This window comes from Ramlibacter tataouinensis (assembly GCF_001580455.1).
Classification (GTDB): Bacteria; Pseudomonadota; Gammaproteobacteria; order Burkholderiales; family Burkholderiaceae_C; genus Ramlibacter; species Ramlibacter tataouinensis_B.
Genome location: NZ_CP010951.1, coordinates 1,023,646 through 1,043,541 on the forward strand (window position 1 = coordinate 1,023,646; position 19,896 = coordinate 1,043,541).

Annotated in this window: 21 protein-coding genes; 9 read left to right on the forward strand and 12 right to left on the reverse strand. The window is 67.6% G+C overall.

Annotation, left to right across the window (positions count from 1 at the left end; translation table 11 throughout):
- Positions 1 to 24: 24 nt before the first annotated feature.
- Positions 25 to 945: a LysR family transcriptional regulator gene (locus tag UC35_RS04985; protein WP_061496774.1), complete on the reverse strand. Its 921-nt coding sequence runs from the start codon at positions 943 to 945 to the stop codon at positions 25 to 27.
- Between the two features lie 83 nt (positions 946 to 1,028).
- Here UC35_RS04985 and UC35_RS04990 point away from each other — a divergent pair, with 83 nt between their 5' ends.
- From UC35_RS04990 to UC35_RS05000, 3 genes are read left to right on the forward strand one after another with little or no spacing between them, the layout of a single operon-like run.
- On the forward strand, positions 1,029 to 1,982 hold the full coding sequence (locus tag UC35_RS04990; RefSeq protein WP_061496776.1) for a hydroxymethylglutaryl-CoA lyase: 954 nt from the start codon (positions 1,029 to 1,031) through the stop codon (positions 1,980 to 1,982).
- Positions 1,979 to 3,187 carry a CaiB/BaiF CoA transferase family protein gene (locus tag UC35_RS04995; protein ID WP_061496778.1) on the forward strand — a complete coding sequence of 403 codons (1,209 nt, stop codon included), beginning with the start codon at positions 1,979 to 1,981 and terminating at the stop codon, positions 3,185 to 3,187. The genes UC35_RS04990 and UC35_RS04995 overlap by 4 nt, the downstream gene beginning before the upstream one ends.
- A gap of 31 nt (positions 3,188 to 3,218) precedes the next feature.
- Positions 3,219 to 4,202: a Bug family tripartite tricarboxylate transporter substrate binding protein gene (locus tag UC35_RS05000; protein WP_061496780.1), complete on the forward strand. Its 984-nt coding sequence runs from the start codon at positions 3,219 to 3,221 to the stop codon at positions 4,200 to 4,202.
- Here UC35_RS05000 and UC35_RS05005 read toward each other — a convergent pair.
- The gene (locus UC35_RS05005; RefSeq protein ID WP_321572384.1) at positions 4,174 to 4,530 is read right to left on the reverse strand and encodes a YciI family protein; all 357 of its coding nucleotides are present in this window, start codon (positions 4,528 to 4,530) and stop codon (positions 4,174 to 4,176) included. The genes UC35_RS05000 and UC35_RS05005 overlap by 29 nt on opposite strands.
- A 46-nt stretch (positions 4,531 to 4,576) precedes the next feature.
- On the opposite strand from UC35_RS05005, the gene UC35_RS05010 reads away from it, so the two are divergent.
- Positions 4,577 to 5,143, forward strand: a complete 567-nt coding sequence (locus UC35_RS05010; RefSeq protein ID WP_145979333.1) for a DUF4382 domain-containing protein — start codon at positions 4,577 to 4,579, stop codon at positions 5,141 to 5,143.
- Here UC35_RS05010 and UC35_RS05015 read toward each other — a convergent pair.
- Together UC35_RS05015 and UC35_RS05020 are read right to left on the reverse strand one after the other, a co-directional pair.
- Positions 5,130 to 6,287 (reverse strand): hypothetical protein, encoded by a 1,158-nt coding sequence (locus UC35_RS05015; RefSeq protein WP_061496787.1) that lies wholly within the window; start codon positions 6,285 to 6,287, stop codon positions 5,130 to 5,132. The two genes, UC35_RS05010 and UC35_RS05015, sit on opposite strands and share 14 nt — an antisense overlap.
- Before the next feature lie 144 nt (positions 6,288 to 6,431).
- On the reverse strand, positions 6,432 to 7,523 hold the full coding sequence (locus UC35_RS05020; protein ID WP_061496789.1) for an alpha/beta fold hydrolase: 1,092 nt from the start codon (positions 7,521 to 7,523) through the stop codon (positions 6,432 to 6,434).
- A gap of 155 nt (positions 7,524 to 7,678) precedes the next feature.
- Between UC35_RS05020 and UC35_RS05025 the strand changes: the two genes are divergently transcribed.
- Positions 7,679 to 7,984: a DUF2917 domain-containing protein gene (locus UC35_RS05025; protein WP_158513860.1), complete on the forward strand. Its 306-nt coding sequence runs from the start codon at positions 7,679 to 7,681 to the stop codon at positions 7,982 to 7,984.
- 205 nt (positions 7,985 to 8,189) lie between these two features.
- Entirely contained in the window at positions 8,190 to 8,546 is a 357-nt protein-coding gene (locus UC35_RS05030) for a hypothetical protein (RefSeq protein WP_061496793.1), read from the forward strand.
- 3 nt (positions 8,547 to 8,549) lie between these two features.
- On the opposite strand, the gene UC35_RS05035 is transcribed toward UC35_RS05030, so the two are convergent.
- Positions 8,550 to 9,566 (reverse strand): TerC family protein, encoded by a 1,017-nt coding sequence (locus UC35_RS05035; RefSeq protein ID WP_061496796.1) that lies wholly within the window; start codon positions 9,564 to 9,566, stop codon positions 8,550 to 8,552.
- Between the two features lie 38 nt (positions 9,567 to 9,604).
- Between UC35_RS05035 and UC35_RS05040 the strand changes: the two genes are divergently transcribed.
- Positions 9,605 to 10,480 carry a LysR substrate-binding domain-containing protein gene (locus UC35_RS05040; protein ID WP_061496797.1) on the forward strand — a complete coding sequence of 292 codons (876 nt, stop codon included), beginning with the start codon at positions 9,605 to 9,607 and terminating at the stop codon, positions 10,478 to 10,480.
- Positions 10,481 to 10,506: 26 nt separating this feature from the next.
- Here the strand turns inward: UC35_RS05040 and UC35_RS05045 are convergent, their stop codons facing one another.
- The gene (locus UC35_RS05045; RefSeq protein WP_061496799.1) at positions 10,507 to 11,472 is read right to left on the reverse strand and encodes a Tim44 domain-containing protein; all 966 of its coding nucleotides are present in this window, start codon (positions 11,470 to 11,472) and stop codon (positions 10,507 to 10,509) included.
- Between the two features lie 129 nt (positions 11,473 to 11,601).
- Positions 11,602 to 12,474, reverse strand: coding sequence for an amino acid ABC transporter substrate-binding protein (locus tag UC35_RS05050; RefSeq protein ID WP_158513861.1), 873 nt, complete (start codon positions 12,472 to 12,474; stop codon positions 11,602 to 11,604).
- Positions 12,475 to 12,696: 222 nt separating this feature from the next.
- Here UC35_RS05050 and UC35_RS05055 point away from each other — a divergent pair, with 222 nt between their 5' ends.
- Positions 12,697 to 13,170, forward strand: a complete 474-nt coding sequence (locus tag UC35_RS05055) for a DUF1203 domain-containing protein (RefSeq protein ID WP_061496803.1) — start codon at positions 12,697 to 12,699, stop codon at positions 13,168 to 13,170.
- 238 nt (positions 13,171 to 13,408) lie between these two features.
- On the forward strand, positions 13,409 to 13,747 hold the full coding sequence (locus UC35_RS05060) for a hypothetical protein (RefSeq protein WP_061496806.1): 339 nt from the start codon (positions 13,409 to 13,411) through the stop codon (positions 13,745 to 13,747).
- A 38-nt stretch (positions 13,748 to 13,785) separates the two neighbouring features.
- On the opposite strand, the gene UC35_RS05065 is transcribed toward UC35_RS05060, so the two are convergent.
- The 5 genes from UC35_RS05065 to UC35_RS05085 all read right to left on the reverse strand — a co-directional run bounded on the left by UC35_RS05065 (position 13,786) and on the right by UC35_RS05085 (position 19,598).
- Complete coding sequence (locus UC35_RS05065; protein WP_061496808.1) at positions 13,786 to 14,760, reverse strand: ABC transporter ATP-binding protein; 975 nt, start codon at positions 14,758 to 14,760, stop codon at positions 13,786 to 13,788.
- A gap of 183 nt (positions 14,761 to 14,943) precedes the next feature.
- Positions 14,944 to 15,927, reverse strand: coding sequence for an ABC transporter ATP-binding protein (locus tag UC35_RS05070; RefSeq protein WP_061496810.1), 984 nt, complete (start codon positions 15,925 to 15,927; stop codon positions 14,944 to 14,946).
- The gene (locus UC35_RS05075) at positions 15,927 to 16,826 is read right to left on the reverse strand and encodes an ABC transporter permease (RefSeq protein ID WP_415752701.1); all 900 of its coding nucleotides are present in this window, start codon (positions 16,824 to 16,826) and stop codon (positions 15,927 to 15,929) included. Before UC35_RS05075 ends, UC35_RS05070 begins: the two co-directional genes overlap by 1 nt.
- Positions 16,819 to 17,778: an ABC transporter permease gene (locus UC35_RS05080; protein ID WP_061496814.1), complete on the reverse strand. Its 960-nt coding sequence runs from the start codon at positions 17,776 to 17,778 to the stop codon at positions 16,819 to 16,821. Before UC35_RS05080 ends, UC35_RS05075 begins: the two co-directional genes overlap by 8 nt.
- A 29-nt stretch (positions 17,779 to 17,807) precedes the next feature.
- Complete coding sequence (locus UC35_RS05085) at positions 17,808 to 19,598, reverse strand: peptide ABC transporter substrate-binding protein (RefSeq protein ID WP_061496816.1); 1,791 nt, start codon at positions 19,596 to 19,598, stop codon at positions 17,808 to 17,810.
- Positions 19,599 to 19,896: the final 298 nt, after the last annotated feature.

Sequence of the window (19,896 nt, forward strand, 5' to 3'; positions counted from 1 at the left end):
CAGCCGCCAGTCGGTCGCGCACTATCACAAAGAACTTCCCTTGCCCGCTGCTCCGAGCTGGGCCAGGTAGTCGAGCAGCAGCAGCGCCGAGGGCGTCAGCGTCTGCGCGTCGCGAAAGCAGACGATGAAGCGCCGCTCGGCCCAGGGCTCGTCCAGGGCGAGCAGCTTCAGGCCGTACGCGCCGGCCATGGGTTGGGCCACTTCGCGCGGCACCACGCTGATGGCGAGGCCCGCGCGCACGACGCGCAGCGCGGCCTCGAAGTTGGTCACGATCACCCGGTGGCGCACCGCCCGGCCCAGGCCGGCGGCGATCTGCTGCAACCGAACCTGCACGGCACTGCTGACCGGCAGGCCGACCTGTTCGTAGTCCAGCGTGTCGGCGAAGCGCACCTTGCGGCGTCCGGCCAGCGGATGCCGGCCCGGCACGACCACGCACAAGTGATCACTGCGATAGGGCCGGGACTGCAGGCCGTTCAGTTCGGCCGCATCCCAGCAGACCCCGAGCGAGGCCATGCCTTCCTGCACACCGCGCACGATCTCCGGGCTGACGCGCTCTTCCAGGTCCACCTGGATGGCACGGTGCTCGGGTTCGGACAGGAACGCGGCAACGTCTTCGGCCAGCGACTCCGTCATCGCCGATACGGAGGCGAGCACCCGCACCTGGCCGCGGGCCCCGCCCGCGAAGTTGCGCATGTCGGACTGGATGCGCGTGGCGCTGTCGAGGATCGCGCGCGCGTGCTCCAGCAGGGTCTGCCCGGCCGTCGTGGGCACCACGCCGTAGCGCTTGCGTGCCAGCAGCGGCGTGCCCAGTTGGTCCTCGAGCTGCGCCAGGCGCTTGCTGATGGCTGACCCGACGATGTTCGCGCGCTCGCTGGCGCGCGCGATGTTGCCCTCTTCGCAGACGGCGACGAAGAGGCGCAAGGTGGTGAGGTCGAGGTCGCGCATGAGCTTCAGAATTTCCAGACCGGAACGAACTACGTTCCAAATGATCGCTTCTTGCCCGCTCTGGAAATTCTAGACTCCAATCCATGGAGACAAGACCTTTGCCTGCGCTGCCACAGCGCGTCGTGATACGGGAAGTGGGCCTGCGCGACGGCCTGCAGATCATTCCCACCATCGTGCCCACGAGCGTCAAGCTGGAGTGGATCCGTGCGGCCCACGTGGCCGGCGTGCGCGAGCTGGAGGTGGGCTCCTTCGTGCCGGCGCGGCTGATGCCGCAGCTGGCCGATACCGCCGAAGTGCTGGCCTATGCGAAGCGCTTGCCGGGGCTCGTGGCCTCGGTGCTGGTACCCAACCTCAAGGGCGCCGAGCGGGCGATCGCCGAAGAGGCGGACGCGATGCTGGTGCCGCTGTCGGCCAGCCATGCGCACAGCCTGGCGAATTTGCGCAAGACGCCGGATGACGTGGTGGCCGAGATCGGCCGCATCCGCGCAGCGCGCGATGCGGCCGGTTCGGCGACCCGGCTGGAAGTGGGCATGAGCACGGCCTTCGGCTGCACGCTGCAGGGCCGCGTCGAGGACGACGAGGTCGTGCGCCTGGTGCAGAAGGTGCTCGATGCGGGCGCCGACAGCGTCGGCCTGGCCGACACCGTGGGCTACGCCGATCCGGCGATGGTGTCGCGCCTGTTCGAGAAGGTTCTGCGGGTGGCGGGCGATCGCGTGGCCACGGCGCACTTTCACGACACCCGCGGGCTGGGGCTGGCCAACTGCTACGCCGCGCTGCAGATGGGCATCACGCGGCTGGACGCCTGCCTGGGCGGCATCGGCGGCTGCCCGCATGCACCGGGCGCCAGCGGCAATGTCTCCACCGAGGACCTGGCCTACATGCTGGCCAGCATGGGTATTGCCACCGGCCTGGACTTCGACGCCCTCATGGCGCTGCGCGGCAAGCTGGCCGGATGGCTTCAGGGCGAAACGCTGCACGGCGCCATCTGGCGCGCCGGCCTGCCCAAGACGATGCAAGGCGAGGAGGTGACTGCATGAACGCGCATTCCACGGTACCGGCGCCCCAGCCCTTGCAGGGCCTGCGCGTCATCGAGTTCACACACATGGTGATGGGCCCGACCTGCGGCATGGTGCTGGCCGACATGGGCGCCGAGGTGGTGAAGATCGAGCCGGTCGATGGCGACCGCACGCGCCGCCTGCTGGGCGCCGGCTCGGGCTTCTTCCCCATGTTCAACCGCAACAAGAAGAGCATCGGCATCGACCTGCACCAGCCCGAAGGCGCGGAGCTGGCGCGGCGGCTGTGCGCGAGCGCCGATGTGGTCGCCGAGAACTTCAAGCCCGGCACCATGGAGAAGTACGGCCTCGACTACCAGTCGCTCGCCGCGGCGAACCCGCGCCTGATCTACGTGAGCCACAAGGGCTTCCTGCCGGGCCCCTACGACCACCGCACCGCGCTGGACGAAGTGGTGCAGATGATGGGCGGCCTGGCCTACATGACCGGGCGCCCCGGCGACCCGCTGCGCGCCGGCACCAGCGTCAACGACATCATGGGCGGCCTGTTCGGCGCCATCGGCGCCCTGGGCGCGCTGATCCAGCGCGGCATCACCGGCAAGGGTATGGAAGTGCAATCGGCGCTGTACGAGAACAACGTCTTCCTCATGGGCCAGCACATGCTTCAGTTCGCCATGACCGGCCGCCACCCCCAGCCCATGCCGGCCCGCGACAACCCCTGGGCCGTGTACGACGTGTTCACGGTGAAGGACGGCGAACAGATCTTCCTCGCCGCGGTGAGCGACCCGCAGTGGCAGACCTTCTGCGAGGCGCTCGGCTTTGCCGACCTGAAGGCCGAACCAGAGCTCGCCACCAACAACCAGCGCGTGCAGCAGCGCCCGCGCCTGCTGGCCACCTTGCGCGAGAGGCTGGCGGACCGGAGCGCTGCCGAGTTGACCGCCGCGATGGAGAAAGCCGGCCTGCCTTTCGCGCCGATCCGGCGCCCCGAGGACCTGCTGGAAGACGAGCACCTGCTGGCCACCGGCGGCCTGGCCGAGGTCGTGCTGTCCGACGGCGACAAGGCGGGGCAGCGCGTGAAGACCACGCTCTTTCCGATCACCATGAACGGCAGCCGGCTGGGCGTGCGGCTGCAGCCGCCGCGGCTGGGCGAACACAGCCGCGAACTGCTGCTGGCAGCCGGCTACGGCGAAGAGCAGATCGCGCAGTTGCGCGAACGCGCCATCGTTTGTTGAAAGCTGAACTACCCACAATCGGAGACAAGCCATGAACCGGGAAACCCAACTCACGCGCCGCACCTGCCTGGGCGCCGCCCTCGCCGCTTTCGCAGCAGGAGGCCTGCCCTTGCTGGCGCGGGCCGAGTCCACCGTCAAGTTCATCCTGCCGAATGCCACCGGCTCCGGCATCGACGCCATCACCCGGGCTGCGCAGCCTGCGCTGGCGAAGGCGCTGAACGCCTCGGTCGTGGTCGACAACCAGCCCGGCGCCGGCGGCGTGGTGGGACTGCAGGCGCTGGCCCGTTCGGCGCCCGACGGCAACACCCTGTCGGTGGTGTCGAACAACGTGGTGATCTTCCCCAGCGTGCTGAAGTCGCTGCCCTTCGACATGCCCGGCGACTTCACGCCGATCGCCGTGGTGGGCGCCACGCCCATGGTGCTGGTGGTCAATCCCGCCAAGGTGCCAGCGACCAGCGCCCGCGACTTCATCGCGCTGCTGAAAAGCAAGCCCGGGCAGCTGAACTTCGGCTCAGGCGGCAACGGCACCATCCTGCACCTGGCGACGGAGCTCTTCCTGGAAGCCGGCGGCGCCACCGCCAGGCACATCCCCTACAAGGGCGTGGGTCCGATGGTGACCGACCTCATGGGCGGGCAGATCGAATTCGCGACCGTCGCCCTGCCCAGCGTGCAGGGTCAGATCAGGAGCGGCTCGCTGCGCGCCATCGGCATGCTGTCGCCGCAGCGCTCACCCGCCGCCCCCGACATCCCGACCCTCGCCGAGCAGGGCCTCACGAACTTCTCCGTGGACGCCTGGTTCGCGGTGATCGGGCCCAAGAACCTGAGCGCGGCGAACGTGAATAAGGCGCACGAGGCGGTGGTCGCAGCCTTCAACGACCCGGCCGTGAAGGAGGCGATGGCCAAGCAGGGCAACACCATCAATATCGGTACGCCAGAGCAGGCGCAGGCCGCGTTCCGCTCCGAGCTCGCGAAGTACGCGGCGCTAGTCAAGAAGGTGGGGCTGGAGCCGCAGTGAACTCCCGCGTCCGCAGGCTCCAGGTCCATTCGCGCACGACGAGCTCGGCGAAGAGACCGGTCTGTATGTAGGGGTCGGCGGCCAGGAACTCGCGGACCTGCGACTCCTGTCGGGCCGCGATGATGAGGAGCGTCCCGTTCATCGCGCCGTTGCTGTCGAGTGTCGGGCCGCCGTGAACGACGGTCACCGCATGGCCGGGATGCTCCCGCAGCCGGGCCCGGTGCGCAGGCCGCAGACGCCGCTGTCCAGCCGCAACGCAGATTTGGCTCTGCAGGACAGCGGCTTGATCAGCTGATGCAACGCGCAGGGCCCTTGTATCCGGACGAATTCAGGACTAGCGTGGTGGCAGGGTACACGCTCACGAGGACTTCCAGATGGGCAAGCGCTTGACCGTGCCGTGGCGCCTTCGAAGCCTGCGGATGGGTGCAGCCGCGCTACTGACCGCCTGTGGTGGTGGGGCCGAGTTCGTCTTCGTGAGTTTCGATACGGGTGGATTGCAGCAGGGAGCTCCCGCGCGCGCCTGCGTCACCATCCGCGCCGAAGTGCCGGTGGATGAGATACGTATCCAACCGGCCGGCGCCGGCGAAGTCACAGTGGCACTGTCCCCGCCGCGCGTCATCGACCTGCTGGATCCGGGCACCGGCGTGCTCGAAAAGCTGCAACTGCCGCCGCTGACGGCGGACGCCGTCGACGTCCGCCTGCGCGTGGCCGGCGACGGCGCCGTGCGCCTCGAGGACGGAACGATGGCGCCGCTGCGGGTGCCGCCTGCTTTGCGCCTCGTGGGCGATTTCCGCCTCGCGGCAGGCATGGCAGCCGACCTGGTGGTGCAAGGCTTCGATCGCTGCGGCGCCATCCAGGCCTCGGGCGCGTTCTTCATGCTGAGCGTCGGCGACGTGCCCGCCTCCGTGCGTGCCGTGCAAGGAGGCTTCAGCGCCCGTTAGCCGCGGCTTGCATGGCCGTGATCTCGGCATCGGTCAGCAGGTTGCGGGCTGTGAGCTCGGCCCGCTCCGGCGCGGACAGGGCGCCGCCCGCAAACGCGGCTGCCAGGTACAGCAGCACCTTGGGCCGGTCGAGGTCGACCATCAGGCCGAACCGGTTCTCCGGCGCCGGCTTCTCGGGCTCGTCGCGCAGCTCATAGAAGTGGATGGACTCCAGGTCGACGATGGCCTGGCTCCGCAGCTCTTTCAGGTGTCTCGCCAGGCTTCGCAGGCAGGCTTGCGTCGTGCCGTCATCCACACCGTCGAAGACCTCCCCGCAATTGAATTCGTTGAGGTGAACCGGTTTGCCGAAGCGGGCCAGCTGTGCCAGCGGCCCGCCCGGGCCCCACCAGGGATCGCTGAGCAGGCTCGCATCGCCTTGGCGCGGCAGGACATGGAAGCCCGTCACGTCCCAGGGTACGCCCTGCTGCTGCATGAAAGTGAGGAAGCCGAAGTCCCGGCCCACCGTGCCCAGGATCACACGCAGCGGCAGGCCCGAACTGGCCGCGACGTCACGGATCGCGCGCGCCATGCCACGCAGCACTGCCGCGAGCGTGGCGACGCAGGGCTTGCCCGCGTAGGGTGCCGGGTCGGTGCCCACGCTGTTCCATGGCACCTCCTGCCTGATTTCGGGGCGCAGTTGCGTTTCGTTCAGCAGCTCGAAGTCGTGCACGATGTCCTTGACCGCGTTCACGAGCCTGGCCGCCTGGTCGTAGGCATCCTGCTCGACGAACGCCAGGTTGGGATTGCAGCTGTGGTCCCACTGATAGGAAACCTGCAGCGCGACCTGCACGCTGCCGCCGTTCGCGCGGATTTGCTGGACCTGGTCACGGAAGGGCGCGAGGTCGCCGGCCCACAGGTCCATGCGCGAGCTCCTCAGGTTGCGCTCCTTCATCACGGCCGCCACCTTGGCGTTGGTGGCGCTGTCGGCGCCCTGGTGCGTGTTGACGCCGAAGACCAGGGTGCCGGTGCGCGCAGGCGAACTCGGCGGCGTGGGACTTGGCGCCGGCGCCGGTGCCGTGCCCATGGCGCCACCGCCACCGCCACCACAGCCCGTGAGTGCGGCAAGTGCGAACACTGTGATCGCCAGGAACTGCTGGAATTTCATCGTGGTGCACGATGTATCCCGCCTTGTCGCGCACGGTTCAATTGGGCTGAGGACAAGCGCACTTATTTCCGGCCGGCCTGAAATTCCGCACAGGGCGGCAAGCCGGGCGGGCGCGGAGCTGAATGTCGCCGCGCCGACGCGGGGTCAGTCCGGCATCGAGAACAGGCCGCGCTCTGCGGCGAATCGAACCGCCTCGGCCCGGGTGTGGCACTGCAGTGCGGCCAGCGCGCGGCCCACATGCATTTCCACCGTGCGAGGACTAAGCTGCAAGTTCCGGGCAATCTCCTTGTCGGTGTGGCCCTTGCTGACCAGCCGAAGCACCTCGATCTGGCGCGGGGTCAATGCGGACAAGTCGTTGAACTGGTCTGCCAGCCCAAGAAAGCTCTTGGTTTCAGCCAATACCCTTGGCCACTCGCCGTCGTATCCGGGCAGCATGTGATACGCACTGGAGAGGGTCACAAATCTGGCGCCGGGAATCAAGGCGGCAAGCCGGCGTCCCTCGTCCAACGGAACCACCTGGTCGTCACGCGAGTGAAGCACCAGTGAAGGGCAAGAAAGCTTGCTCGCGTCAGCCGACACGTCGGCTTGCCACACGGCCGTCGAGTAAGCCAAGAGGCAATCGGCGGACCAGCGCCGGTGCATCGTGGCGTCGATCTCCGCCAATTGGGCGTCGGTGGCGCCGGGGAATGTCCGCGAATAGAACACCCGCCGGAAAGCGGCGCTGAAGTTCTGGTCGAAGCCCCAACCCGAGGCCATGGCTTCCCGTTGTGCCCGCGTTTCCTGCTCCAGGGCCGGATTCGGACCGCGTCTGGATCGACCGCGTGCCGACCCGCCGACCACGATCAAATGGCTGACTTGCTGCGGATGAAGGTTGGCATAACGGGCAGCCGGCAGCGCGCCGTGCGAAATCGCGAGCAGGGTCACGGGTTCTGGAGCGAAGACCCGCACGATCGCATCGAGGTCATCCGCCCACGATTCCAGCGTGCTGGGCTCGAAGTTGCTGTCGGAGTATCCACAGCCGCGCACGTCGTAGCGAACGACGCGCGCCTGCCCGGACAGGCCCTCCACCCAGTGCCGCGCGTTGAATAAGCTCGGAGCGTCCAGATCCTCGCCAAAGTGCAGCGGCACCATGACGATGGGCCGGCCCGTGCCGCAGACCGTGAACGCCAGGCGTGTGCCGTCCCGGCTGCGGCAGAACCTGATGTCCGGGTGCCCGATCTGCTGGTCGGTGGTCATGGCGCTGCCAGTGTGCCAGCGGCGCGGACCCGCTTCAAGCAGCGGCTACGGTATCGATACCGTAGCCGCAGGCCCCAGGGACCGTAGTTGGCACACTGTCGCCCAGAGGTGGCGGCGACCAGACTGGCTCCATCGACATGCCACCGGAGCCCGCCATGCAAGCCGCCCATCCCGCCAGCCCGTTCGCCCTGTTGCACGGCTTGTGGTCCGCTGACAGGGGAGCCTCCCCAACCGTGGCGCGTGAGTCGCTCGCGCGCCAGCAGCGTATCCACGAGGGCGCGACGCTGGTCCTGCCTCGCCCCGCGGGCATCTCGCTGATCTGCGCGACAGGAACGGTCTGGATCACGCACGACGGCGATTGCAAGGATGTCGTGCTGGAAGCCGGTGAAAGCTACACCAGCGAGCGGCGCAGCCGGATGCTGGTGTACGGCTTGACGGCTTCGTCCGTGCTGCTGCGCTAGGGAATTCGTTCGGAGCCTGCTGCCGTGCTCGTGCCAGAGATTTGCAACGCGGCAACTCATGCGGCGCGCGCTTCTTCGACCCACAGGCACTGCTGGGGCCTAGCACCGGCGCGGGCTGCCTCTGAAGCGGCTGGGACCAAGGTCCAATGCCCGGCGGCCCGCTGCGCCGGGATGATCTGACGCAGGCTTCTCTCGAGGAGTTCGCATGATGTCCACTGCCCGCACCCGCTTCACCTGCCTCGCCTCCCTGGCGGCGTGCCTGGCAGGGTGTGTCGGCCCGACGCTGCAGAGTGCCTACCAGTTCCAGCAGCATCCGGGCGTCGCCATGGAGGTCTGGTGGCAGTACAGCCCGGACGGCGTGGCCTACACCGTGAGCAACCTGGTCAACCGCGGCAGCGTGGACAAGTGCGCCTGGACGGACCAGCAGCCCAGCCGGGTGCTGCGGGCCGGCGAGACCTGGACGGTCAGCCAGGTGCAGGGACCCGGCAACGTCGGCGTATCCAACGTGATGTCCTTCGACCCGTCCTGCGTCAACGCCAAGCGCGACTACGGTCGTCGATAGCCCTCAAGGCGGCCGCGGCCGCTCCCGGCGCTTGGGCGAGAACGGATAGGCAGCCCCGCGCGCGCCCTGGGGCGGGGTGCGCAACGACAGCAGCATCGATCCCGCCAGCACCGCCAGGGTCATCGCCAGCGACCACCCGACCGGGACCTTGTACAGGTCGACCAGCAGCATCTTCAGCCCGATCAGCACCAGCACGATGGCCAGCCCGTAAGACAGCAGGTGGAAGCGCTCCTGCATGCCCGCGAGCAGGAAGTACATGGCGCGCAGGCCCAGGATCGCAAACACGTTGGAGGTCAGCACGATGAAGGGATCGGTGGTGATCGCGAAGATGGCCGGGATGGAGTCGACCGCGAAGATCACATCGACCACGCCGATCAGCACGACCACCACCAGCATCGGCGTCGCCGTGCGCACGCCATCCACCCGGGTGAACAGGCGCTCGCCGTCGTAGCCGGGCGCCACCTTCATGTGCCGGTGGATCCAGCGCAGCAAGGGGTTGTTGTCCAGGTCCGGCTCCTGCCCGGCCGCCCACCACATCTTGACGCCGGTGACGACCAGGAAGGCGCCGAACACGTACAGCAGCCAGTGGAACTCGGTGATCAGCCAGGCGCCCAGGAGGATCATCCCGGCGCGCAGCACCAGCGCGGCCAGGATGCCGATCATCAGCACGCGCTTCTGGAATTCCGCCGGGACACCGAAATGCGTGAACAGCATCAGGAAGACGAAGATGTTGTCGACCGCCAGCGCCTTCTCCACCAGGTAACCGGTGATGAACTCGAAGGCCTTGTTGCTGGCGAGTGCCTGCCGGGCCGGGTCGCCGGACGCGCCCCCCAGGTACCACCAAAGCCAGCCGACGAAGAGCAGGGACACCACGATCCACAGCACGGACCACAGCGCCGCCTCGCGCATGCCGACGGCGTGCGCGCCCTGCTTCCTCAGGCTGACAAAATCCACCACCAGGGCCGCCGCCACGAAAGCGGCGAACAGGGCCCACATGGTCGGCGTGCCGGTCATGGTCATGATTCTGCAAACTCAACTAGAAAGGCGTTGTCCGGCCGATGGCAGCTCCGCTCAATTTCCGCCACCTCTATTACTTCTGGGTCGTCGCCAAGGAAGGAGGCATTGCGCGTGCCGCGGAACGCCTGGGCATGGCGGTGCAGACCGTGAGCGCGCAGGTGCGCGCGCTCGAGCAGTCGCTCGGCCACGCCTTGTTCAAGCCGGCCGGCCGGGCCCTGGCCCTCACCGAAGCCGGCGAAGCGGCCATGGGCTACGCCGACCAGATCTTCCAGTTGGGCGAGGAATTGCCTGCCGCCGTGCGCGACGCCGCCACCGGGCAGGGGCTGCGCCTGCGCGTGGGCATCTCCGATGGGCTGCCGAAGCTGGTGGTGCGGCACCTGCTGCAACCCGCCCTGGAAGGCGGCACCACCCGGCTGCTCTGCCACGAGGACGAATTCGACCGGCTGCTGGCCGACCTTGCGCTGCACCGGCTCGACGCGGTGCTGTCGGACCGCACCGCGCCGTCCAATCCCAACCTGCGCCTTTACAGCCACAAGCTCGGTGATGCGCCGCTGTCGTGGTTCGCGCCGGCCGCGCTGGCGGGGCGCAAGGCGCGCCGCTTCCCGGAATGCCTGGCCGGCATGCCCCTGCTGCTGCCAACCTCCCATGCCGCCGTGCGGCCGCGCATCGACCAGTGGCTGGAACGCGAGGGACTGCACCCGCGCGTGGCGGGCGAATTCGAAGACAGCGCCCTGCTGGCGGCGTTCGGCCGCAGCGGCATGGGCGCCTTTCCGGCCTCGCGCTGGTCGCGCGAGGAACTGCAGTCGGATCCGGCCGTGGTGCTGCTGGGCGAGACCCCGGACCTGGTGGAGACCTTCTACCTGGTCTCGGCCGAGCGCCGCATTCAGCATCCCCTGGTCCAGCGCCTGCTCGGCTGAGCGAAGGCGCGGACCAGGAAACGGCATCAGCGGTCCTTGCTGTCCGGGGACACCTGCTGGATGCCCGCCACCACCCAGCCAGCCATGCCGGTGCGCGGCTTGGCCAGGTGCCAGACCTCGTCCAGGTCCTCCGGCACCGCGCCGGGCTGCTCGCGCACGCTGCCGGTGAAGCGCACGCTGACGATGTAGCGCTCGGCTTCCTCGGCCACCTCCAGCACCTGCGCCTCCAGCCCGAACACCTCGGTCCGCTGCGGCACGTTGCCGCGCGACTCGACTTCGTCGCGGACCACGTCGAACATCTCGGGTGTGAGGTAGTCGCGCAGGCGTTGCAGGTCGCCCGCATCGTTGGCGGACTGCAGCTCCATGAACTGCGACTTGGCATTGCGGGAGAACGCCGCTGCGTCGAAGTCAGCCGGCAGGGCCGAGGCCTGCGGCGCAGCGACGGGGCCGGTCAGCGCCGAGCCGATGCGGGTGCCGAGCAGCGGACGGCCGCCGCCGGCTGCACCTGCGCCCGCACCAGAATCCGAACCCAAGCCCGAGCCCGAGCCCGCACCAGCTCCCGCGCCCGCGAAGGCGGGAGACGGCTGGTTCGCCGCGCGCTTGCGCATCACGAAGGCGACCAGCGCCAGCACGGCCATGCCGATCAGCGCGATCAGCATGACGTTGGCGAGCGCCTCGCCGAAGCCCAGGTAGGAGGCCAACGCCGCCAGGCCCAGGCCGGCCGCCAGGCCGGCCAGCGGTCCGGCCCAGCTGCGCTTGGCTGCTGCGGCGGCCGGTGCGGCCGCCGCGGTCGTCGCGGCCGCGGCCGGCGCCGCCTGCGCCGGCGCGCCGGGCGCGTGGGGTTGGGCCGCCGCCGGCGTGGCCGGCGGCGTCACCTGTTGCCGCTGCATGCCGCTGGAGCGTGCGCCGCCCAGGCGCTTCGCTTCCGCGTCCATCGCCACGGTCATGCCCAGCGACAGCACGACCGCCATCAGAGCCACTGCCTTCTTCATGAAATCCTCACTCGTCGAGTTGCAACATTGCAGCCGACAACATAAGGGCGAAGGTCAAATTAAAAAAGCAGAGTAAACCTGCCGGCTACTCAGGAAAAACCGAAGTGGCCGGGTACGAAGGCGCGGCGATCACCGCTCGGGCAGCGCATTGAGCAGCAGTGCCGCCTCGAGCAGGCGCGAGGGCCGGACGTTGGCGCCGAAGACCTGCTGGAACACCTTGCCGAGCTCGCCATTGCGGTAGATCTCGGCCAGCGCGCGATTGACCGCGAGGCGGAAGTCGGCATCGCGCCGCATCATGAGCGAATAGGTTTCAATGCTGAGGGACTCGTCGCTCATCATCAGCGTCGCGCCCGGCGGGCCGCCCAGCACTTCGCCCACGAGGATGAGCCGGTCGGTGGCATAGGCATCGGCCCGGCCGTCGCGCACGGCCGCCACGCCATCGGAGTGCGTAGGCACCAGCACGAACACCGGAACCACGCCGGCCGGCGCCAGCGCCTTTAGCGCGGCCTCGGTCGTGGAACCGGCGATCACGCCGACCTTCTTGCCGTTCAGGTCGGCCACGCGCACCACCGGGGCGCTTGCCAAGGACACGAACGAGGAGTCCTGGACCCAGATCGTGTTGCTGAAGTCGACGGTCGCCTCCCGGTCGAAGGTGCGCGAGGTGCTGCCGCACTCCAGGTCGACGGTTCCGTCGCGAACCGCCTGCATCCGGGAGGCCACGGTGACCGGCACCCATTTGAGCTCAAGCTGGGGCAGCTTGAGCTGCTGCTGGATTTGCGCGGCGACGCGCTTGCACAACTCCACCGAGTAGCCGGCGGGACTGCCCTTCTCATCCTTGAACGAGAAGGGCTTCGAGTCTTCACGGTACCCCAGGGTGAGGCTCTTGGTCTCACCGAGGCGGGCCACGGTGTCTTTGGCGCTTGCCGCGCCAGGAGCGGTGGCACAGCCGGTGAGCAATGTCGCTGCCAGGAGCAGCCCGCTAGCCGCCAGGAAAGATTTCATGCCAGTTCCAATGAGCGCAGGAACTGCCGAGGTTGCCGGTAGCCGTCGCCAGCAGCAATTGGACGATGGTCCCATGCTCCCGCTTCGCACGAACACCGCCGCACCTCAGCCTGCATTTTCAACAGCCGAAAGGGCATGGCCGGAAACGGCGAGCGCGCCGGCCTCGTGCCAGGTGGAATGGGGACTCGAGGTGGCGAAAGCAGTCACCCAAGGAGAAAAGCGATGAGATTCATGATTCGTGGTATCGACACCGTGCAGGTGGATGCCTTCCGGCGCGGGGCGGGCGACGCCAACGGGCAGGTCGCGCTGAGAGAAGTGGCCATGGGCGGGGCCAACCCGTGCAGGCACTGCCTGCGGCTGATTGCCGAGGGCGAAGGGAAACTTGTCCTCGCCTACCGCCCCTTCGGCCGATTGCAGCCCTACGCCGAAGTCGGGCCGATCTTCCTGCACGAGAAAGCCTGCGAGCGGTACGAGGGCGACCAGTTGCCTGCGTGGTTTGCGCACCTGCAGCCAGCGATCATCCGGGGCTATGGGCATGACGATCGGATTCGCTACGAGACCGGCCAGGTGGTCCCGGGCAGCGCGCTGGCGGCTGCGTGTGAAGAGATCCTCAGGCGCACGGAAGTGGCCTACGTTCACATTCGATCGAAGTTCAACTGCTTCCTGTGCCGCGTGGACAGCATCAAGGAAGGCTAGCACGCGAACATCGACCTCCGTTATCTCTATCCCTGATTCAGGCACCGCTTCCGCATTGCCCTGACCACAAGCCAGATCGTGAAACGTCACCAATGGTTCGACGGAAAGCAGCAGGGCAATAAGCCATTTCCCCTAAGACCTTTCGAGAGCCTTGGCTCCTTTCGGCTGGCGCCTGCCGCGACTAAGCTGCATTGGCTCCTGCTGCTTTTCGCAGGAGCCAATGCGAAAGGAAGCTGCTATGAAGACGACGGAAAAGGTGGCCGCTCGAATCATTGCCTTGAGCCTGCTGGCTGCAGCCGCGATCCCTCTTGCCGCCTTCGCGGCGGATGAACCGCCCAAAGCCGACGCGCCCAGGACCGTCGTCGCCCAGGCCGACACAACGCCGGGGCAGGTCGCGTCGTCCCCCTGCGCAGACGCCACGCTCCCGCGGCTTCAGCAGCGGCTCATCGAGAAGTATGACCAGGGCCAGGATCTGCTTTTGCAGTTTGTGTGGCGCACAAGGTCCATCCATCTTCTCGACCGGGGGCAAACGGCGCAATGGGCCGAGGACTACCGTAGCACCCATTCCAGATGCTGAGGCGCTGAATCCACCGAACATAGGGCTGCGCCACCTGGCTAGCCACGGAAATGGCAGGCCACCCAGTGGCCACCGGCCGACTCCTTCAACGCCGGCGTTTCGCTGCTGCAAATCGGGAACTGTGCGATCGGGCAGCGGGTGTGGAATCGGCAGCCGGCGGGCGGGCTCACCGGACTGGGCACATCGCCTTCGAGCATGATGCGCTTGCGCCTGACCTGCGGGTCCGGGATCGGAACCGCCGACAGCAGTGCCTCGGTGTAAGGGTGCAGAGGGTGGGCGTAGAGGCGCCGGGCGGGCGCGATCTCCGCCACGCGTCCGAGGTACATCACGGCGACGCGGTCGCTGAAGTGCTCCACCACCGACAGGTCATGCGCGATGAACATATAGGTCAACTGCAGCTTGGCCTGCAGGTCCTCCAGCAGGTTCACCACCTGCGCCTGCACCGACACGTCCAGCGCCGACACCGGTTCGTCGCACACCACCAGCCGCGGGTTCACGGCCAGCGCCCGCGCGATGCCGATGCGCTGGCGCTGCCCGCCCGAGAATTCGTGCGGGTAGCGCCGCATGTAGTCAGGGCTCAGGCCCACCATCTCCAGCAGCTGCGCGATGCGGTCGCGGTACTCGCCCGGACCCGGCGCCAGCTTGTGGATCGTGAGGGCTTCGCCAATGATGGCGCCCACGGTCATGCGCGGATTGAGGGAGGCATACGGGTCCTGGAAGATGATCTGCATGTCGCGCGCCAGCGCCCGCAGCTCGTCCCTGCCCATCGCGGTGACATTGCGCCCGTCGAACCAGACCTCGCCGGACGTCGGCTCGATCAGGCGCAGGATGCAACGCCCCGTGGTGCTTTTTCCGCAGCCCGATTCACCGACCACGCCCAGCGTCTCGCCGGCGGCAATGTCGAAGCTCACGCCGTCCACGGCATGCACCTTGTCGACTTGCCGGCTGAACACCCCGCCCTTGATCGGGAAGTGCTTGACCAGTTCGCGCACACGCAGCAAGGGTTCGGTCATCGGATAACCTCCGCCCTGCAGGCTGCGGGGCTATGAGCCTTCGGAGCGGCCGGGCGGAGCATTCGACAACCTCCGCCCTTACGGGCTGCGGTGCTATGAGCCTTCGGAGCGGCCGGGCGGCTCATTGGATAACCTCCGCCCTGCGGGCTGCGGTGCTATGAGCCTTCGGAGCGGCCGGGCGGCTCATGCGCCGATCTCCTCGGCGCGTATGCACGCGACCTTGTGTGCGGCCTTGATTTCGCGCAGCCGCGGCGTCGCAGCGGTGCAGGCGGCGATGGCGTACTTGCAGCGCGGCGCGAAGCGGCAGCCTTCGGCCGGCTCGATCAGCTTCGGCACGTTGCCCGCAATCGACTCCAGCCGTACGCGGTGCGTGGCGGCGCGGTCGATGCGCGGGATGGAACGGATGAGGCCCTGCGTGTAGGGGTGCCTCGGCCGCGCGAACAGCTCCGCCGCGCTCGCCTCCTCCACCACCTTGCCGGCATACATCACCACGACGCGCTGCGCCATCTCGGCCACCACGCCCATGGCATGCGTGATCAGCAGGATCGACATGCCCAGCCGCGACTTCAGTTCCTCCAGCAGGTCCAGGATCTGCGCCTGGATGGTCACGTCCAACGCCGTCGTCGGTTCGTCGGCGATCAGCAGCTGCGGATTGCAGGCCAGCGCCATCGCGATCATGACGCGCTGGCGCATGCCGCCGGAAAACTGGTGCGGATAGTCGTGGATGCGCCGCTCCGGCATCGGGATATGGACCAACTTGAGCATCTCGACGGCGTGGTCCAGCGCGGAGCGCCGGCTGAAGCCGCCGTGCAGGCGTACCGATTCGGCGATCTGCTCGCCCACCGTGTACACCGGGTTGAGCGAGGTCATCGGCTCCTGGAACACGATTGCGATTTCCTTGGCCCGCACCCTGCGCATGCCCGCGTTGTCCAGCGGGACCAGGTCGCGGCCCTGCCACAGCACCTGCCCGGCGACGATGCGTCCGGGCGGCATGGGGATGAGCTTGAGCACGGTCATTGCCGTCACCGTCTTGCCACAACCGGATTCGCCGACGACGCACACCGTCTCGCCGCGCTCCACCGTCAGGTCGACGCCGTCCACGGCGTGCAGCCAGCCGTCGTCGGTCTGGAAATGGGTTTTCAGGCCGCGGATGTCAAGCAGTGCCATTACAAGACCTTGCGCGGGTCGAGCGCGTCACGCAGCCCGTCGCCGATGAAGTTGATCGTCAGCACCGCCAGGAAGATCGCGGCGCCGGGGAACAGCGCCCAGTAGGGCGCGATGTCCAGGTACTCCTTGCTGTCGTACAGGATGCGGCCCCAGGTCGGGATATCGGGCGGAAAGCCCAGGCCGAGGAAGGACAGCGTCGATTCCGCGATGATCGCCGCCGCCACGTCGATGGTGCCCGCGACGATCACGGGGCCGAGCGCGTTGGGCAGGATGTGCCGCACCACCTGGCGCGCGGTGGTGGCGCCCAGGGCGCGCGCGGCCTCGACGAACTCCTTCTCGCGCAGCGAGAAGAACTGCGCCCGCACCAGCCGTGCCACCGGCATCCAGCGGAAGCCGCCGATCACCACGACGATCAGCATGAAGACGCCCACCTCGGGGCCGAACACGGCCTTCAGCGCGTCGCGGAACAGGTAGATCAGCAGCAGCAGCAGGGGCAACTGCGGCAGCGACAGGAACAGGTCGGTGACCCACATCAGGGCGGTGTCGATGACCCCGCGCGAGATGCCGGCGATGGCGCCGATGGTCACGCCCACCACGATCGCCATGCCCATCGCCGCCAGGCCGACGGCCAGCGAAATGCGGCCGCCGTACAGCATGCGCGCGAAGATGTCCTGGCCCAGGTCGTCGGTGCCGAAGGGATGACGCCATGTGGGCGGCTTGAGCCGCGCGCTGAAGTCGATCTCGTTGATCGCCACCTTCCACACCAGGGGGCCCAGCAGCACCAGCAGCACCATCAGCGCCAGCACCGCGAGGCTGACCACGGCCATTCGGTGGCGGCGGAACCGCCGCCAGCCCTCGCCCCAAGGCGACAGCGAGCGCGGGCGCGGTGCCTCAGCGATAGGTGATGCGAGGGTCGAGCCAGCCATAGAGCAGATCGGCGATCAGGTTGAACAGGATGACGAGGCAGGAGAACACGAAGGTGACACCCATGATCACCGGCGTGTCGTTGCGCAGGATGGCGTCGATCAGCAGCGAACCGATGCCGGGGATGCGGAAAATCTGCTCGGTCACGATGGCGCCGCCGAAGATCGCCGGCATCTGCAGCGCCACCAGCGTCACGACCGGGATCAGCGCGTTGCGCACGACGTGCTTCATCACGATGTCCCAGTCGCTCAGGCCCTTGCTGCGCGCGGTGGTGACGTAGTCGAGGCGGATTACGTCCAGCATCGCCGAACGAACGTAGCGCGTCCAGCTCGCACCCTGGAACAGCCCGAGCACCATCACCGGCATGATGGCCTGGCGCAGGTGCTCCCACCACCATTGCCAGCCGGTGGCCGAGATATCGGCCCGATAGACGAAGGGCAGCCAGTCGAGCTTGATGGAGAACAGCAGGATCAGCAGCAGGCCGGTGAAGAAGGTGGGCAGGGAGAAGCCGACGAAGGCGAGCGTGCTGGCGATGCGGTCGAACCACGAATAGGGACGCATGGCCGAATAGATGCCCACGGGCAAGGCCACCATCAGCGCCAGCACCTGCGACGCGCCGATCACGGCCAGGGTGACCGGCACGCGCTGCAGGATCAGCCGGTCCACGTCGATCCGGCTGATGAACGAGAAGCCCCAATCGCCCTGCACCATGGCCGCCAGCCACCGGAAATAGCGCTGCCAGATGGGGTCATCCAGGCCGAACTTCACGCGCAGCATCTGCCGCACCTCGGCCGGCACGTTGGGGTTGGTCGCCAGTTCCTCGAACGGGTCGCCCGGCGCCAGCGCCAGCACGGTGAACAACACCACGCTGATGCCCAGGAGGCTGGGCAGCGCGATCAGCAGCCGCCGCAGGAGGTAGGAACCCACGGCGCTCTAGCCTCCACAACTCCTTGCGATCAAGCTTCCCTGTACCAGTTGTGCAGCACCGAGAGGTCCAGGTCCCAGCCCGAAAGCGACGTCACCAGCTTCACGCCGGCGCCGCGCACCCGCGGCCGGCTGATGAGCGGGATGATGGCGTTGTCGGCCACCACCAGGTCGTTCAAGCGGATGAACAGGGCTGCGCGCTTGACCGGGTCGAGCTCGCCCTCGGCTTGCGCATAGACCTTGTCGTATTCCTCGCTGCGCCAGCGCGAGATGTTGCGGCCCTGCCATTTGTTGGCCTTGGACGAAATCTCGTGAGTGCGGTACTGGTCCATGAAGCGCTCGGGGTCGGGCTGGGTCATGGTCGTCGTGTACATCTGCAGGTCGGCCCAGAACTTGCCGTAGGTATCCGGGTTGGCGACGTCCGACGAGAAGAAGACCGACGCGGTCACCGACTTCAGTTCCAGCTCGATGCCGGCCTTCTGGGCCGCCTGCTTGATCACGGCCTGCTCCTTCTGCCGGATGGCGTTGACCGACGTCTGGTAGACGAACTTCATCTTCTTGCCGCCTTTTTCGCGGATGCCGTCGGCGCCCTTCTTCCAGCCCGCGCCTTCCAGCAGGGCATTGGCCTTGTCCACGTTGAACTCGAACTTCGTGTTCGGCGAGCGGAATTTGGCCGGATTGTTGAGGAAGTTGGACGTGGCGACGCCGGTGCGGCCGTAGATGAATTGCTGGATGGCGGCACGGTCGGCCAGCAGCGACATGGCCTGGCGCACTGCCGGCTCGCTGAACGCGAAGTGCTTCGACTTGATGCTGGCCCGCTCGCCGTCGACCTCTGTCCACGGGTCGGTCTGGTTCAGCATGATGAACTCGATGTCGCCGCTGGGAATGATGTGGGCGCGGCCCTTGCCGCCATCTTCCATGCGCTTGAGCACCTCGTCCTCGACCTGCAGGTTCCAGGCGTAGTCGTACTCGCCGGTCTGGAGCACCGCGCGGGCAGCCGAGGTGGCATCGCCGCCGCCCTTCATTTCGATGGTGTCGAAATACGGCCGGTTGGGCATGTGATAGCTGGTGTTGATCTCGCCGCGCACCATGTCGCCGGGCTTGAAGTCGACGAACTTGTAGGGGCCGGTACCCACCGGCTTCAGGTTGTTCGGCGCCTCGCGCGACTTGCCGCCGATATAGGGGCCGAACAGGTGCTTGGGGATCACCATGCCTTCCGCCGCCACGAACGCCGTGGCCCAGAACGGCGTGGGCTTGGCGAAGGTGACACGGATGGTGTGCGAGTCCACCTTCGCGACCATCACGTCCTTGTACACACCGGACGTCACGGCGGCTGTCGCCGGGTCCTTGGCGAATTCCCAGGTGAAGACGCAGTCGTCGGCCGTGAAGGGCTGGCCGTCGTGCCAAGTCACGCCGCGCTTGAGCTTCCACGTGACCGACTTGCCGTCCGCGGAAAGTCCGCCGTTCTCGCGCGAGGGGACCTCCGCAGCGAGGATGGGCACCAAGTTGCCGTCGTTGTCCCAGACGGCCAGCGACTCATAGAAGATGCGCGAGCCTTCCTGGTCCTTGGTGCCGTTGGCGAAGTGCGGCTGCAGCAGCGTGGCGCCCTGCCACCACAGAAGCTTCAACGCGCCGCCGCCCCCCCGCTTGGTGGGCTTGTAGACGGGATTGGCCTGGGCCTGGGCGACGCCGGCGTGCATCAGCAGCATCGAGGCCATCGGCGCCGTAAGGCCTGCGGCGACCAACTTCTGGATGAAATCACGGCGCGGCAACCGGCCGCTGCGCACTTCCTCGATCGAATCTCGAATCTGGCTTTCCTGCATGGCGGGTTCTCCTCGGTGAGAAGGTTAGGGCCTGTTAACGCTATGGGAGGGCTCGCGCCGGTGGCTGGCAGGCTGCAGGACTAGGCGCGGCCGAGGCCGTGTGCTTGCGCACACAACGAGGCCGCAACGACGCCCTGCGGCCTGCCAGCCACCGGCCCGAAGGGTGACCCAGGAAACGGGCGCCCTCGGCGTTGCAAATGCTCGCCGGGGCGCCACCCCGGCTGCACTTTGCGCCTTGATGGCACCCGTTTCCTGGGTCACGCGAGCCCTCCCATAGCGTTACCAGGCCCTAGGATGG

What these genes read in the sequence shown, in the direction of transcription:
- UC35_RS04985 (WP_061496774.1), bottom strand. Translation starts at nt 945, where the DNA reads ATGCGCGACCTCGACCTCACCACCTTGCGCCTCTTCGTCGCCGTCTGC.
- UC35_RS05055 (WP_061496803.1), top strand. Translation starts at nt 12,697, where the DNA reads ATGAGATTCATGATTCGTGGTATCGACACCGTGCAGGTGGATGCCTTC.
- UC35_RS05040 (WP_061496797.1), top strand. Translation starts at nt 9,605, where the DNA reads ATGGCAGCTCCGCTCAATTTCCGCCACCTCTATTACTTCTGGGTCGTC.
- UC35_RS04995 (WP_061496778.1), top strand. Translation starts at nt 1,979, where the DNA reads ATGAACGCGCATTCCACGGTACCGGCGCCCCAGCCCTTGCAGGGCCTG.
- UC35_RS05010 (WP_145979333.1), top strand. Translation starts at nt 4,577, where the DNA reads ATGGGCAAGCGCTTGACCGTGCCGTGGCGCCTTCGAAGCCTGCGGATG.
- UC35_RS05070 (WP_061496810.1), bottom strand. Translation starts at nt 15,927, where the DNA reads ATGGCACTGCTTGACATCCGCGGCCTGAAAACCCATTTCCAGACCGAC.
- UC35_RS05020 (WP_061496789.1), bottom strand. Translation starts at nt 7,523, where the DNA reads ATGACCACCGACCAGCAGATCGGGCACCCGGACATCAGGTTCTGCCGC.
- UC35_RS05000 (WP_061496780.1), top strand. Translation starts at nt 3,219, where the DNA reads ATGAACCGGGAAACCCAACTCACGCGCCGCACCTGCCTGGGCGCCGCC.
- UC35_RS05045 (WP_061496799.1), bottom strand. Translation starts at nt 11,472, where the DNA reads ATGAAGAAGGCAGTGGCTCTGATGGCGGTCGTGCTGTCGCTGGGCATG.
- UC35_RS05060 (WP_061496806.1), top strand. Translation starts at nt 13,409, where the DNA reads ATGAAGACGACGGAAAAGGTGGCCGCTCGAATCATTGCCTTGAGCCTG.
- UC35_RS04990 (WP_061496776.1), top strand. Translation starts at nt 1,029, where the DNA reads ATGGAGACAAGACCTTTGCCTGCGCTGCCACAGCGCGTCGTGATACGG.
- UC35_RS05065 (WP_061496808.1), bottom strand. Translation starts at nt 14,760, where the DNA reads ATGACCGAACCCTTGCTGCGTGTGCGCGAACTGGTCAAGCACTTCCCG.
- UC35_RS05035 (WP_061496796.1), bottom strand. Translation starts at nt 9,566, where the DNA reads ATGACCATGACCGGCACGCCGACCATGTGGGCCCTGTTCGCCGCTTTC.
- UC35_RS05050 (WP_158513861.1), bottom strand. Translation starts at nt 12,474, where the DNA reads ATGAAATCTTTCCTGGCGGCTAGCGGGCTGCTCCTGGCAGCGACATTG.
- UC35_RS05085 (WP_061496816.1), bottom strand. Translation starts at nt 19,598, where the DNA reads ATGCAGGAAAGCCAGATTCGAGATTCGATCGAGGAAGTGCGCAGCGGC.
- UC35_RS05030 (WP_061496793.1), top strand. Translation starts at nt 8,190, where the DNA reads ATGATGTCCACTGCCCGCACCCGCTTCACCTGCCTCGCCTCCCTGGCG.
- UC35_RS05025 (WP_158513860.1), top strand. Translation starts at nt 7,679, where the DNA reads ATGCAAGCCGCCCATCCCGCCAGCCCGTTCGCCCTGTTGCACGGCTTG.
- UC35_RS05015 (WP_061496787.1), bottom strand. Translation starts at nt 6,287, where the DNA reads ATGAAATTCCAGCAGTTCCTGGCGATCACAGTGTTCGCACTTGCCGCA.